Raw genomic sequence first — 13,230 nt, 5'->3', positions numbered from 1 at the left:
TTATCTTCCCAACCACGGCTGTGGATTGACCGCCTGACCCTGGCGACGAATTTCGAAATAGAGTGCCGGCCTGCCCTGTCCGCCGCTGCTACCCACAAGTGCAATAGGCTGCCCGGCGCGAACCTGCGTACCGACGCTGACCAGCGCGCTCTGGTTATAACCGTACAGGCTCATATCGCCTTTACCGTGCTCAACGACGACCACCAGGCCGTAGCCCTGCAACCAGTCCGCCAGAATGACGCGACCATCGGCAATGGCTTTAACTTCGGTGCCTTCGGATGCGCCAATAACCATCCCCTTCCAACGTAGCTCACCTTGCAACTGTTCGCCATAACGATGTAGCGTTGGACCACGAACGGGCCAGAATGCCTGGCCGCGTGGGGAACCTAAACCGCCGGTACGGGACATCAGTGATTTTTCGCTTTCGGTTGGCTTGTAGGTTGAGCCTTTCCGTGACGCATCCTTTTGTTTGTCACGTACGGCCTGCGCCTCACGTGCTTCACGTTCCGCGCGTGCTTTGGCTGCGGCTTCGGCGCGAGCAATGCTGTTGCGCAGGCGTGATTCGTTGGCGCGCATTTCGCCCAGTTGCTGCTGACCCTGCTGAATCGATGACTCCAGACCCGAGAGCGTCTTCTTGCGTTCATTACGCGCCTGCTCCAGCTTAGCCTGCTGAGCGCGCTGTTCGTACAGCAACGTCTGCTGTTCGCTCTGCTTATCTTCCAGCTCGGCTTTTTGCGAGTCGACCTCTTCGCGGGTTTGTTTCAACTGCGCGATGGTTTCCTGCCGCGCCTGGTTCAGATAGCCGAAATAGGCCTGCAGGCGTTGCCCGCGCTGGCTCTCTTCCCCGCTCAGAATGAGCTGAATACCAGTGTGTTCGCCCTGGCGAAACGCTGCGTCAAGTTGGGCTGCCAGGCTACGCTCTTGCGCAGCCCGCTGTTTTTCCAGCTTCGCGAGGGCGGCATTCATCTCAGTGATTTGCGCATTCAGCTGCGCCAGCGAGTTTTGCGTTTCGCGTAGTTGCCTGGCGGCAACGGCGATGGCCTGTTCCTGAGCTTTAAGTTGAGCGAGGAGAGTGGAGCGTTGTTGTTGTTGTTGGCGTACCGCGCGTTCTTTTGCCGCGATATCAGCCTGAATAGATTTGAGCTGATCGCGCTCGTCCGCGTGGGCGGAAAAGGCGCACAGCAATACGCCAGCGCTAAGCGCGCTGGCGTAGAACAAGGGCCTGACTGAAAGCTTTCGCAGTTTCACGGCCCAAGTGATGGTATTAATCGCCTTTCCCCTCATGGGGAGGGATTATTCCACGATGAACAGCGGCTTACCAGTCATCTCTTGCGGGATTTCCATACCCATCAGCGTCAGCATCGTCGGGGCGATATCAGAAAGTTTGCCGCCTTCAACTGCTTTGACGTTTTTACCACCGACATAAATCAGCGGAACGGGCAGGTTGGTGTGTGCTGTATGCGCCTGACCGGTGGACGGATCGCGCATTTGCTCTGCGTTACCGTGGTCCGCGGTGATCAGCAGTTGGCCGCCAACGGATTCAACCGCTTTAGTCACCTGCTCAACGCAGTGATCCAGCGCTTCAACCGCTTTAACCGCAGCTTCCATCACCCCGGTGTGACCAACCATGTCGCCGTTCGGGTAGTTACAAATGATGGTGTCGTATTTTCCGCTCTGAATCGCAGCAACCAGCTTCTCGGTCAGCTCAGCAGAGCTCATTTCCGGCTGCAGATCGTAGGTCGCGACTTTCGGCGAATTGATCAGGATGCGATCTTCGCCTTTGAACGGCTCTTCTACGCCGCCGTTAAAGAAGAAGGTCACGTGGGCATATTTTTCAGTTTCGGAAATACGCAGCTGCGTTTTGTCATTCTTCGCCATCCACTCGCCAAGGGTGTTGGCCAGAGACGCTGGTGGGTAAGCAACAGCCGTTTTGATGTCGGCTGCGTATTCGGTCAGCATCACAAAGTTGAGGTTAACGACTTTCTTACGGGCGAAGCCGTCGAAGTCAGCGTTAACAAACGCACGGGTGATTTCACGCGCACGGTCAGCACGGAAGTTCATGAAAATCAGCGTATCGCCGTCTTCCATGGCGGCTTCAGCCTGGCCTTCAGCACGGATCACGGTCGCTTTCACGAATTCGTCGTTTTCGTCGCGGGCATAAGCAGCCTGCAGGCCTTCAACAGCCGTAGCGAACTGGAACTCGCCTTTTGCCAGCGTCATCAAGTCATAAGCCTGTTCAACGCGATCCCAACGGTTGTCGCGGTCCATGGCGTAGTAACGACCGATGATGGACGCTACGCGGCCTTTGCCCAGCGCGGCAAATTTCTCTTCGAATTTCTGCAGCGAATGTTCAGCGCTGCGCGGCGGGGTATCACGGCCATCAAGGAAAGCGTGCAGATAGATTTTCTCAGCACCGCGTTCAGCTGCCATTTCTACCATCGCCATGATGTGATCTTCGTGGCTGTGAACGCCGCCAGCAGAGAGCAGGCCCATGATGTGAACCGCTTTGCCGCTATTTTTTGCCTGGTCGACCGCATCGGTCAGCACTGGGTTAGCGAAGAAAGTCCGTTCTTTAATTTCAACATCCAGACGGGTCAGGTCCTGATACACGATGCGGCCCGCGCCCAGGTTGACATGACCCACTTCGGAGTTGCCCATCTGGCGATCGGGCAGGCCGACTTCCAGGCCAGAGGCATCAATCAGGGTATGCGGACGTTTTGCCCACAGAGCATCCATTACCGGGGTTTTGGCATTAAAGATGGCGTTATCCTGGCTGTCTTCACGATAGCCATAGCCATCCAGAATCACCAGTACCATAGGTTTTTTAGAAACCGACATTGCGACAACCTCACACTCAATAGACAAAAATAATTGCGTAATTTTACTACAGCTGAATCGATAAAATAGCCCCAGAAGATCAAATAATCGACCAGAGCGTGTCGCAGAGGGCGCGGATTTACGTTTTTTTTTCCGTAGCGCCCCGCAAAAATGCAATCCAATGCACGCTCTGGCTGTATTTGCGCCAACGCGCAGGTATACTCCTTTCCTGGTTTTTTAATCACTAAGTCGGGAGTTGTTACCCCCCATGCAAGAAATTATGCAATTTGTTAGTCGCCACCCTGTATTGAGTATCGCCTGGATTGCGTTACTGGCGGCTGTATTATTTACCACGTTTAAGAGCCTGACTTCGAAAGTGAAGGTAATTACGCGCGGAGAAGCCACTCGTCTTATCAACAAAGAAGATGCGGTGATTGTGGATTTACGTCAGCGCGACGACTTCCGCAAAGGCCATATCGCGGGCTCCACTAACCTGCTGCCGAGCGAAATCAAAGCCAACAATTTTGGTGAGCTGGAAAAACACAAAAACAAACCTGTTATTGTGGTTGATGGCTCTGGTATGCAGTGCCAGGATTCAGCAACTGCGCTGATTAAAGCCGGTTTTGAGCAGGTATCTGTACTGAAAGACGGCGTAGCGGGCTGGAGTGGCGAGAATCTGCCACTGGTTCGCGGCAAGTAATTTACCCGTCTTCTTTCATGCCTCAGGGTAAAAGAACACTGGAGATAAGTCATGGCCAATATTGAGATCTATACCAAAGCGACCTGCCCGTTTTGCCATCGCGCAAAGGCGCTGTTGAACAGCAAGGGTGTGAGTTTCCAGGAACTTCCGATTGACGGCGATGCCGTGAAGCGTGAAGAGATGATCAAGCGCAGTGGCCGTACAACGGTTCCGCAGATTTTTATTGATGCACAGCACATTGGTGGTTGTGACGACTTGTATGCGTTGGATGCACGTGGTGGACTGGATCCACTGCTGCGTTAAGGCGTACCGAAGTATTTAAAGGACAACACTAAAGGGTTTTCTCAACATGTCAGAACAAAATAACACTGAAATGGCTTTCCAGATCCAACGTATTTATACCAAGGATGTGTCTTTCGAAGCGCCAAATGCACCACATGTTTTCCAGAAAGATTGGCAGCCAGAGGTTAAACTGGATCTTGATACCGCATCTACCCAACTGGCAGATGATGTGTATGAAGTAGTGCTGCGTGTCACCGTAACGGCATCTCTGGGTGAAGAAACTGCGTTCCTGTGTGAAGTTCAGCAGGGCGGTATTTTCTCCATCAGTGGTATTGAAGGGACTCAGATGGCGCATTGCCTTGGTGCATACTGCCCGAACATTCTGTTCCCGTATGCCCGCGAATGCATCACCAGCCTGGTTTCCCGCGGTACATTCCCGCAACTGAACCTTGCGCCGGTCAACTTTGATGCGCTGTTCATGAACTATTTACAGCAGCAGGCTGGCGAAGGTACTGAAGAACATCAGGATGCCTGATGAACCAAAGTAATGCTTCAATGACTGTGATTGGTGCCGGCTCGTACGGCACCGCTCTTGCCATCACCCTGGCAAGAAATGGCCATCAGGTTGTCCTGTGGGGCCATGATCCGAAACATATCGCGACCCTCGAGCACGATCGCTGCAACGTCGCGTTCCTCCCTGATGTGCCTTTTCCCGAAACGCTGCGCCTGGAAAGTGATTTAGCCACTGCGCTGGCCGCCAGTCGTAATATTCTGGTGGTGGTGCCGAGCCACGTCTTTGGCGAAGTGCTGCGCAACATCAAACCGCTGATGCGTCCTGACGCGCGTCTGGTCTGGGCGACAAAGGGTCTGGAAGCGGAAACAGGACGCCTGCTGCAGGACGTCGCGCGTGAAGCGCTGGGGAATTCTATTCCACTGGCGGTTATCTCCGGTCCGACGTTCGCCAAAGAGCTGGCGGCGGGCATGCCGACGGCGATTTCTCTGGCCTCGACGGACGACACCTTTGCTGACGATCTCCAGCAGTTGCTGCACTGTGGCAAGAGCTTCCGCGTTTACAGCAATCCGGATTTCATTGGCGTGCAGCTTGGCGGCGCGGTGAAAAACGTCATTGCGATTGGCGCGGGGATGTCTGACGGCATCGGTTTCGGCGCGAATGCGCGAACCGCATTGATCACCCGTGGACTGACCGAAATGTCTCGCCTTGGCGCGGCGTTGGGTGCCGATCCTGCCACCTTTATGGGGATGGCGGGTTTAGGCGATCTGGTGCTGACCTGTACCGACAACCAGTCGCGTAACCGTCGTTTTGGCATGATGCTCGGCCAGGGGATGGACGTGCAGGGGGCGCAGGACAAGATTGGTCAAGTGGTTGAAGGCTACCGCAATACGAAAGAAGTTCGTGAATTGGCGCACCGTTTTGGTGTTGAGATGCCAATAACCGAGGAAATTTATCAAGTATTGTATTGCGGAAAAAACGCGCGCGAGGCAGCATTGACGTTATTAGGCCGTGCACGCAGGGACGAGCTGAGTCGCCACTAGCTGTAAGGAACTGTTGAATATAACGACCCGACCCGCGAAGAACGGGTCGGTCGTTTTGCTACCTTCTGGAGTACGCAATGCCGTGTGAAGAACTGGATATCGTCTGGAAAAACATTAAAGCGGAAGCCCGGGCACTGGCGGAATGTGAGCCAATGCTGGCCAGTTTTTATCACGCAACGTTGCTCAAGCATGAAAACCTCGGCAGTGCGCTGAGCTATATGCTGGCGAATAAACTCGCTTCTCCGATCATGCCCGCCATTGCCATTCGCGAAGTCGTGGAAGAGGCCTACGCGGCCGATCCTGAAATGATTGCCTCAGCGGCCTGTGATATTCAGGCGGTACGCACGCGTGATCCGGCTGTCGATAAATATTCCACCCCACTTCTGTATCTGAAGGGCTTTCATGCGCTTCAGGCCTACCGTATCGGTCACTGGCTGTGGCATCAGGGGCGTCAGGCGCTGGCGATCTTCCTGCAAAATCAGGTGTCCGTTAGCTTCCAGGTAGACATTCACCCGGCGGCAAAAATTGGCCGTGGGATTATGCTCGATCACGCCACTGGTATTGTGGTCGGTGAAACTGCCGTGATTGAAAACGACGTCTCTATTTTGCAATCCGTCACGCTGGGCGGGACCGGTAAAGCCGGCGGTGACCGTCATCCGAAAATTCGTGAAGGCGTGATGATTGGCGCGGGAGCAAAAATTCTCGGCAACATTGAAGTCGGGCGCGGCGCGAAGATTGGCGCAGGTTCCGTCGTTTTACAGCCGGTACCCCCGCATACCACTGCAGCAGGCGTTCCGGCACGCATCGTCGGCAAGCCTGACAGCGATAAGCCGTCCATGGATATGGATCAGCATTTCAACGGGATACATCATACTTTTGAGTATGGAGATGGTATCTGATTTCGAGCTATCTTACCTGGCAGATTGAACCTGAGCTGTGCTCGTCATCCTCACGTATTGCGTGTACGCTCCGGTGACTGTGCGCAGTCCGTGTTCAATCTGTCTGCGCCGATAACGCTCGAAATGAATTTCATCAAATTAATGTAGGTCGGATCAGGCGCTAGCCGCCATCCAACAATCATCAGCTACGCAGTACCGCGCCCGGATACCCTAGCTGGCGCCAGGCCTCATACACCACCACCGACACCGCATTTGACAGGTTCATGCTGCGACTGTCTGGCATCATCGGAATACGAATTTTTTGTTCGGCCGGCAGCGCGTCAAGGATGCTGGCTGGCAGACCGCGTGTTTCCGGACCAAACATCAGATAATCCCCGTCCTGATAGTATACCGCGCTATGCGCTGGCGTACCTTTGGTGGTCAGAGCAAACAGGCGCTGCGGATGTTCTGCGGCGACGAAGGCGGCGTAATCAGGGTGGCGCAGCACGGCGGTAAATTCATGGTAATCCAGCCCCGCGCGACGCAGGCGCTTGTCGTCCCAGGTAAAGCCCATTGGCTCTATAATATGCAAACGAAAGCCGGTGTTGGCGCAAAGACGGATAATATTGCCGGTATTCGGCGGGATTTCTGGTTCGAATAAAACGATGTTAAGCATACTGCCCCCTTGATAACGGGGGGCAGAATAGCAGAAAGAGCGGGTACTATGCGACGGTCAGCGTCTGCGGTTTATAGCGTTGCAGCTTGTAAATTGTCGCGGCAGCAGCGACCAGGGCCGGAAGGCTGAGGAACATTAAGATACTGTCTGCCTGCCATTGCAGGGAAAGCAACTGGGCGCTCATCATCGTTCCGGCTACGCCGCCGAAGCGGCCCACGCCCTGCATCCAGGCAATGCCCGTCGCACGGCAGTGGGTTGGATAAAACGTGGCGGCCAGCGTCTGCAGCCCGGACTGCGCGCCGTTCATGGTAATCCCCATCAGGAAGATCAGTGCGCCGAACAAGATGATGTGGTTATGTTCAAACCCGAGAGCGAGGGCAAACAGCATCGTCAGAATAAAGCCAAGTGAGACCACTTTATGGGCTTCCCAGCGGTCCATTAACCAACCGGCCAGCAGGATCCCCGCCGTACCGCCAAAGGTAAACAGCGATGTCAGCCAGGCGGATTCGGCCAGCGGATAGCCCATTCCCAGCATCAGCGTTGGCATCCAGCTCAGCAGCACGTAATAGATAACCAGCCCCATAAAGTAGGTCATCCAGAGCATCAGCGTACCCGGCAGCCAGGGCATACTAAATAACTGTGCCACGCTGCTTTTTTTGACCGTGATACGGTCTTCATCCAGATAAAACTGGGTAACCTGTTCCAGACTTCCCGACATAAAGCGTTGAGCAATGCGTTTGATCTGTGCAACCCCTTTACCGCGGTGAACCAGATACTTAACCGACTCCGGCAGGAACAGCACCAACAGTACGGTGAGGACCAGTGGGGCGATCGCACCAGCAAGCAGAACACTGTGCCAGCCGTAGTTAGGGATCAGCCAGGAGGAGATTACGCCGCCGCCCGCAGCCCCTAATGGAAAGCCACAGTACATGGTGTTAATCGCCATTGAACGACAGCGTTTCGGGGCGAATTCTGACACCAGGGTGATGGCATTGGGCATTGCCGCGCCAAGCCCAAGCCCGGTGAGAAAGCGCCAAAACGTGAGCATATTCAGCGTCTGGGCATAGGCGGTTCCCAGACTGGCGAGGCCAAAGAACAGACAGGAAAAGACCAGGACGCGCTTACGACCCATACGATCGGAAATCGGTCCGGCCAGCAGGGCACCAAATGAGAGGCCCAATAGCGCGGCACTTAACACCGGTCCAAGATCTTGTTTCTTGATGCCCCAGTCGGCTGAAAGCGTGGGGGCAATATAGCCCATCGCCGCCGTATCGAAGCCGTCAATGGCTAAAACCAGAAAACCCAGGACAATAATGACCCAGTGGAAGCGCGAAAAAGCACTGTCATCTATCGCCTGCTGGATATTCACTTTTCCGGAATAAGCCATGTCACCCTCGCCCGTTATGATGGTTGTTATATGTATAAAATGCTGTTGTATTAGCTTGTCTATACATTTGGCAGGTGGATAAAAAGTTGTCAAATAAATTGGTTGTAAATGTTAACTAGTCGTTATTTTTGGATAAAAAATGGTCGGGCTGAAAACAGTCCGACCATTCAGAAAATGGGGTTTACGGGGATGTTGTTACGCTGCGCTACCCTGGACCAGAGGTGCCAGCGCGGCAGGCAGGCTCTTACCCAGTTCCTGTACCAGCGAATCACGGCTGATTTCGCTAATCGACTTCGCACCGGTCAGGGTCATCGCCACCTTCATCTCTTTCTCGATCAGGTTCAGCAGATTCGCCACACCGGCCTGGCCGTGGGTCGCTAGCGCGTACAGATAAGCACGCCCCAGCAGCACGCTATCCGCGCCCAGCGCTATCATGCGTACAACGTCCAGACCATTGCGGATCCCGCTATCAGCCAGAATGGTAATATCGCCTTTCACCGCATCGGCAATGGCGGGCAGCGCACGAGCTGAAGACAGCACGCCATCTAACTGACGGCCACCGTGGTTAGAGACAACGATGCCATCCGCGCCAAAGCGTACGGCGTCGCGGGCATCTTCAGGATCGAGGATCCCTTTGATCACCATCGGACCATCCCAGAATTCACGGATCCACTCGAGGTCTTTCCAGGAAATCGACGGATCGAAGTTATTCGCCAGCCAGCCGATGTAATCTTCAAGGCCGGTGGGTTTGCCAAGATAAGTCGAAATATTGCCTAAATCATGCGGGCGACCGTTCAGACCAACGTCCCATGCCCACTGTGGATGAGTGACTGCTTGCCAGTAGCGCCGCAGTGCCGCATTTGGACCGCTCATACCGGAATGGGCATCACGGTAGCGTGCGCCAGGCGTTGGCATATCGACGGTAAAGACCAGCGTGGAGCAACCCGCCGCTTTGGCGCGCTCCAGTGCGTTACGCATAAAACCGCGATCGCGCAGCACATACAGCTGGAACCACATCGGACGCTTGATGGTCGGGGCGACTTCTTCAATCGGACATACGGACACTGTGGAAAGCGTAAACGGAATGCCTTTGGCATCAGCGGCGGCGGCGGCCTGAACCTCGCCCCGGCGTGCGTACATGCCGCATAAGCCGACAGGCGCGAGGGCTACCGGCATGGAAAGTGTTTCGTTGAACAGCTTTGTTTCCAGGCTCAGGTCGGACATATTCTTCAGTACGCGCTGGCGCAGCGCCACCTCTGACAGGTCTGCCACGTTACGGCGCAAGGTGTGCTCGGCATACGCCCCGCCGTCAATATAGTGAAACAAGAAGGGGGGCAGGATGCGCTGGGCTGCGGCGCGATAGTCGCTGGCTGCTGAAATAATCATGTGTTGTTCTCCCTGCTATTCTCACCAGGATCACCGGGCAGGCGAGTAATACGCGCCTGCCGGGCCTGATCTTCGTCAAATCGTTTAATTGTGGTGTGGACAAAACTGAGGTGCGCCATCATGGCCTTACGCGCCCCGTCGGCATCCCCGGCAACAATGGCGTCCAGCACGGCCTGATGCTGCGCCGTCAGTTGTGAAAATACCGGCGGTACCAGGTACATACGTTGGCGGCTCTGTTTTACCGAAGACTGCAGGACGTCGAAGAAACCGCGCATGGTCTGCAACAGCACCACGTTGTGTGAGGCTTCCGCAACGGCGAGATGAAAGCGAACGTCAGCCTGCGAGGCGAGATCCGGATCTTCGCTTTGCGTGGCCTCGAAACAGAGCCTGATTTTCTCTTTATCCGCGGCGGTGGCCCGCATGGCAGCGTGCCAGGCGGTACTGGCTTCGATGGCGTGGCGGGCCTCCAGAATATCGAAACTGTAATCAGGATCGTCCGCCAGCAGGGTTTTCAGCGGCTGAACGATGTTTTGTTCAGACCAGGCCTCATGCTGCCAGCGGATAAACGTCCCGCCGCCACGGCGGCTAATCAGTACGCCTTCACTGACCAGTTTTGCTAACGCCTCGCGCAGCGAGTTACGCGATACGCCGAGCTGTACGGCCAGTTGGCGCTCAGCGGGCAACTTCATGCCCGCTTCCAGCTGTTGTTCTTCAATCAGCGCCCGCACACGAGATGCGACTTCGTCTGACAGGCGTCTGGGTATCACTATCATGGAATCATCCAGGTTAAGACATAGGCCTGCAGCGTGGTAATCACACCCACCATGCAGGTGAAAATCAGGCTGTGTTTCACGGTAAAGCGGAACAGGTCAGACTCTTTCCCCACTAATCCCACTGCCGCACAGGCGATAGCGATAGATTGCGGCGAGATCATCTTGCCGGTCACGCCGCCGGTGGTATTTGCCGCCACCATCAGCACATCCGAAACGCCGATTTGCTGAGCAGCCGTAGCCTGCAGGGCGGCAAACAGTGCGTTTGATGAGGTGTCGGACCCGGTCAGAAATACCCCCAGCCAGCCGAGGAACGGTGAGAAGAAGGTAAACGCGCTGCCGGTGTGTGCCAGGGCCAACGCCAGGGTTGATGAAAGCCCGGAGTAGTTTGAGATAAACGCGAATGCCAGCACCATTCCGATGGAGTAAATAGGTAATGCCAGATCTTTCAGTGTGCTGCCAAAAGTCTGCAGCGCTGCGGACGGCTTCATCTTCAACCAGACGATAGACAGCAGGGCGGCAAACAAAATCGCGGTACCGGTTGCGGAGAACCAGTCAAATTTATACACCGCCGCGTAGGCTGTGGCTTCGTGTACGACCGGCGGCATACGGGCAACCAGCTTATCGAGGTACGGAACCGGAATATTGACCACCCAGTGGTACATCGCGCCGCCTGGCGCAAACAGCGCTTTAAACGGCGGTACGCTCCACAGCGTGACGGTGGCGGTCAGGAACAGGAACGGAGACCAGGCGCGGACCACCTGTCCAGCGGTATAGTGGGTGCGGGCCAGCGTCTGATCGACCTGTGAAGCGCCCATATCGCCAAAGCGGAAGATGCGTACCGGCTGCCAGCGTTTCAGGAACAGCGTCAGGCAGACCAGCGAAACCAGAGACGAGATAATGTCTGGCAGTTCCGGCCCGATAAAGTTAGAGCTGAGGTACTGCGCGATAGCAAACGAGCCGCCAGCGACCATCACCGCAGGCCAGGTCTCTTTTACGCCGCGCCAGCCATCCATAATCGCCATAATCCAGAACAACACGATAATGGTCAGGAACGGTAACTGACGGCCCACCATCTGACCAATCTCGAAGCTATCCAGCCCGGTAACCTGACCGGCAACCAGAATCGGAATGCCCATTGCGCCAAAAGCGACCGGAGCGGTGTTTACGATCAGGCACAAACCTGCCGCGTACAGAGGATTAAAGCCCAGACCAACCAGCAGTGCGGCGGTAATCGCTACCGGAGCGCCAAATCCTGCCGCCCCTTCGAGGAATGCGCCAAAGGAGAAACCGACAATCAGCATTTGCAGACGTTGGTCCGGGGTAATCGAGAGTATTGAGGAGCGGATGATGTCGAACTGCCCGGTTTTCACCGAGATTTTATAGACGAATACCGCGGCGATAATGATCCAGGCAATTGGCCACAGACCATAGAAGAAGCCGTACACCACGGAAGCCAGAGCGTGATCGACTGGCATTTTGTAAAACAGTAGGGCGACCGTCAGAGCGATCACCACCGTCCATGACGCCGCAACATAGCCTTTCAGCTTGAGCTTAATCAGGGCGAAGAAAAAGAACAGGATAGGGAGCGATGCGATCAGACTGGAAAGCCAGATGTTACCGGCCGGGTCGTAGTTCTGTTGCCAGAGATTCATTGCAGGTCTCCTGGGGGCCGCCGACATAATGGAATGAGTCTGTGCTCATCTCCTGGTCACATTATGTGTAAAAGTGGCCCTGCCAATATTGTTGTGTAGGGGTAATGACAATGAATGGTTAATCAAATGTTATTTATTGGCAACGGTATTGTACGCACATTTTAATGAAATGTGAGGTGCTGGTAGGATCTGGCTGAAATTGGTAGGGCCAATTTCGAGGGGAAGGGAAGGACCGGGCAAGCGAATGTTGCCCGGTGGGAGATCAGAACTCGCTCTTCGCGAAGCCCGTCATCTCTTTCAGGCCCATTTCACGGCCAAGCTCGGTCATCGGGTGAACGACGATCAGGCCGCGCACGCTCTTCTTCAGCTTGCCCATGTCGGCCTGTTCTTTTTTGGTGATAGCACGACGGAAAGGAAGTTTCGCCAGCTTTTGCGCTTCTTTGCTCAGCTTCTGGCCGTGGACGTCACGCAGACGCGCGATCTCGGTTTCCAGCGTTTCTTTCTCTTGCTCCAGCTCGGCATATTTGTCGGCGGCTTCAACCAGGGACAGGTCTGCCTGCTGGTGGCGGATAGCGTCCAGACGATCGCTCAGGCGTTTAATTTCGTTTTTTTCGACTTCTTTCATAGGATAGCTTCTGATAAAAATAGGATGAATATCCTATAGTATGCGCGCAGAGCGGGATTATTCACAACTAATCGAAGATAAATAATCAAATGTTGCAAGTATTATTCAGCTAATGAAAATACTACTATTTTGATTAATAAGGAATTTTAAGTGATAAGGTCGGCCGTGGTGCTTTTTATTGACGGGTTCATAGTGAAGCACGTTTTCCTCAATATAATCGCCCAACCGATCCTAAACTTAAATGAGCAACCGCGCAGGCTGAGCGCGGTTAATACATGGAGGAGGGAAGATTATGGCGAAAATAGGTGAGAACGTTTCGGCCCTTATTGATAAGACGGTCGATTTTATGGCTTCAAGCCAGGCTTTTCGCGAATATCTGAATAAAACACCACCGCGCAACGTTGTCCCTACTGAAATACCGCAGGAGAATGCGCAGCTGTATCTGCAACGTCTGGCGTATTATCGGCAGCTGTATCGACCGCAGCAGGAAGAGAAGTAAG

Annotated in this window: 14 protein-coding genes; 6 read left to right on the top strand and 8 right to left on the bottom strand. The window is 54.6% G+C overall.

Features of this window, described 5'->3' with window-relative positions; all coding sequences use genetic code 11:
• Positions 1-1,260 carry a murein hydrolase activator EnvC gene (gene envC, locus WC7_RS02855; protein ID WP_231390992.1) on the bottom strand — a complete coding sequence of 420 codons (1,260 nt, stop codon included), beginning with the start codon at positions 1,258-1,260 and terminating at the stop codon, positions 1-3.
• Positions 1,261-1,293: 33 nt separating this feature from the next.
• Positions 1,294-2,838: a 2,3-bisphosphoglycerate-independent phosphoglycerate mutase gene (gene gpmM, locus WC7_RS02860; RefSeq protein WP_016154967.1), complete on the bottom strand. Its 1,545-nt coding sequence runs from the start codon at positions 2,836-2,838 to the stop codon at positions 1,294-1,296.
• A 247-nt stretch (positions 2,839-3,085) separates the two neighbouring features.
• On the opposite strand from gpmM, the gene WC7_RS02865 reads away from it, so the two are divergent.
• The 5 genes from WC7_RS02865 to cysE all read left to right on the top strand — a co-directional run bounded on the left by WC7_RS02865 (position 3,086) and on the right by cysE (position 6,252).
• Positions 3,086-3,517: a rhodanese-like domain-containing protein gene (locus WC7_RS02865; protein WP_005120473.1), complete on the top strand. Its 432-nt coding sequence runs from the start codon at positions 3,086-3,088 to the stop codon at positions 3,515-3,517.
• Positions 3,518-3,568: 51 nt separating this feature from the next.
• Positions 3,569-3,820, top strand: a complete 252-nt coding sequence (gene grxC, locus WC7_RS02870) for a glutaredoxin 3 (RefSeq protein WP_003024152.1) — start codon at positions 3,569-3,571, stop codon at positions 3,818-3,820.
• 46 nt (positions 3,821-3,866) lie between these two features.
• Positions 3,867-4,334 (top strand): protein-export chaperone SecB, encoded by a 468-nt coding sequence (gene secB, locus WC7_RS02875; protein ID WP_003024155.1) that lies wholly within the window; start codon positions 3,867-3,869, stop codon positions 4,332-4,334.
• Entirely contained in the window at positions 4,334-5,353 is a 1,020-nt protein-coding gene (gene gpsA / locus WC7_RS02880; protein WP_016154966.1) for an NAD(P)H-dependent glycerol-3-phosphate dehydrogenase, read from the top strand. The genes secB and gpsA overlap by 1 nt, the downstream gene beginning before the upstream one ends.
• Positions 5,354-5,430: 77 nt before the next feature.
• Positions 5,431-6,252, top strand: a complete 822-nt coding sequence (gene cysE, locus WC7_RS02885) for a serine O-acetyltransferase (protein WP_016154965.1) — start codon at positions 5,431-5,433, stop codon at positions 6,250-6,252.
• A 181-nt stretch (positions 6,253-6,433) separates the two neighbouring features.
• Here cysE and trmL read toward each other — a convergent pair whose 3' ends face one another.
• The 6 genes from trmL to WC7_RS02915 all read right to left on the bottom strand — a co-directional run bounded on the left by trmL (position 6,434) and on the right by WC7_RS02915 (position 12,730).
• Positions 6,434-6,907, bottom strand: coding sequence for a tRNA (uridine(34)/cytosine(34)/5-carboxymethylaminomethyluridine(34)-2'-O)-methyltransferase TrmL (gene trmL, locus WC7_RS02890; RefSeq protein WP_016154964.1), 474 nt, complete (start codon positions 6,905-6,907; stop codon positions 6,434-6,436).
• Positions 6,908-6,953: 46 nt separating this feature from the next.
• Positions 6,954-8,294: an MFS transporter gene (locus WC7_RS02895; protein WP_016154963.1), complete on the bottom strand. Its 1,341-nt coding sequence runs from the start codon at positions 8,292-8,294 to the stop codon at positions 6,954-6,956.
• A gap of 195 nt (positions 8,295-8,489) precedes the next feature.
• A complete protein-coding gene (gene lldD, locus WC7_RS02900; RefSeq protein WP_016154962.1) occupies positions 8,490-9,680 on the bottom strand; it encodes an FMN-dependent L-lactate dehydrogenase LldD in 1,191 nt (396 codons plus the stop codon).
• Positions 9,677-10,453, bottom strand: a complete 777-nt coding sequence (gene lldR, locus WC7_RS02905; protein WP_016154961.1) for a transcriptional regulator LldR — start codon at positions 10,451-10,453, stop codon at positions 9,677-9,679. The genes lldD and lldR overlap by 4 nt, the downstream gene beginning before the upstream one ends.
• Entirely contained in the window at positions 10,450-12,105 is a 1,656-nt protein-coding gene (gene lldP / locus WC7_RS02910) for an L-lactate permease (RefSeq protein WP_016154960.1), read from the bottom strand. Before lldP ends, lldR begins: the two co-directional genes overlap by 4 nt.
• Before the next feature lie 262 nt (positions 12,106-12,367).
• Positions 12,368-12,730, bottom strand: a complete 363-nt coding sequence (locus WC7_RS02915; RefSeq protein ID WP_016154959.1) for a YibL family ribosome-associated protein — start codon at positions 12,728-12,730, stop codon at positions 12,368-12,370.
• A 292-nt stretch (positions 12,731-13,022) separates the two neighbouring features.
• On the opposite strand from WC7_RS02915, the gene WC7_RS02920 reads away from it, so the two are divergent.
• Entirely contained in the window at positions 13,023-13,229 is a 207-nt protein-coding gene (locus WC7_RS02920) for a hypothetical protein (protein ID WP_016154958.1), read from the top strand.
• Position 13,230 lies beyond the last annotated feature (1 nt).

It is taken from the genome of Citrobacter sp. KTE151 (assembly GCF_000398845.1).
GTDB lineage: Bacteria > Pseudomonadota > Gammaproteobacteria > Enterobacterales > Enterobacteriaceae > Citrobacter > Citrobacter braakii.
The sequence above is the reverse complement of the archived record's forward strand: the minus strand, read 5'-3'. Positions and strand labels throughout refer to the sequence as shown.

Excerpts from the sequence above, each read along its gene's own strand:
- WC7_RS02895 (WP_016154963.1), bottom strand. The coding sequence starts at position 8,294 with ATGGCTTATTCCGGAAAAGTGAATATCCAGCAGGCGATAGATGACAGT.
- WC7_RS02920 (WP_016154958.1), top strand. The coding sequence starts at position 13,023 with ATGGCGAAAATAGGTGAGAACGTTTCGGCCCTTATTGATAAGACGGTC.
- lldD (WP_016154962.1), bottom strand. The coding sequence starts at position 9,680 with ATGATTATTTCAGCAGCCAGCGACTATCGCGCCGCAGCCCAGCGCATC.
- secB (WP_003024155.1), top strand. The coding sequence starts at position 3,867 with ATGTCAGAACAAAATAACACTGAAATGGCTTTCCAGATCCAACGTATT.
- gpmM (WP_016154967.1), bottom strand. The coding sequence starts at position 2,838 with ATGTCGGTTTCTAAAAAACCTATGGTACTGGTGATTCTGGATGGCTAT.
- gpsA (WP_016154966.1), top strand. The coding sequence starts at position 4,334 with ATGAACCAAAGTAATGCTTCAATGACTGTGATTGGTGCCGGCTCGTAC.
- grxC (WP_003024152.1), top strand. The coding sequence starts at position 3,569 with ATGGCCAATATTGAGATCTATACCAAAGCGACCTGCCCGTTTTGCCAT.
- WC7_RS02915 (WP_016154959.1), bottom strand. The coding sequence starts at position 12,730 with ATGAAAGAAGTCGAAAAAAACGAAATTAAACGCCTGAGCGATCGTCTG.
- lldR (WP_016154961.1), bottom strand. The coding sequence starts at position 10,453 with ATGATAGTGATACCCAGACGCCTGTCAGACGAAGTCGCATCTCGTGTG.
- cysE (WP_016154965.1), top strand. The coding sequence starts at position 5,431 with ATGCCGTGTGAAGAACTGGATATCGTCTGGAAAAACATTAAAGCGGAA.
- trmL (WP_016154964.1), bottom strand. The coding sequence starts at position 6,907 with ATGCTTAACATCGTTTTATTCGAACCAGAAATCCCGCCGAATACCGGC.
- WC7_RS02865 (WP_005120473.1), top strand. The coding sequence starts at position 3,086 with ATGCAAGAAATTATGCAATTTGTTAGTCGCCACCCTGTATTGAGTATC.
- lldP (WP_016154960.1), bottom strand. The coding sequence starts at position 12,105 with ATGAATCTCTGGCAACAGAACTACGACCCGGCCGGTAACATCTGGCTT.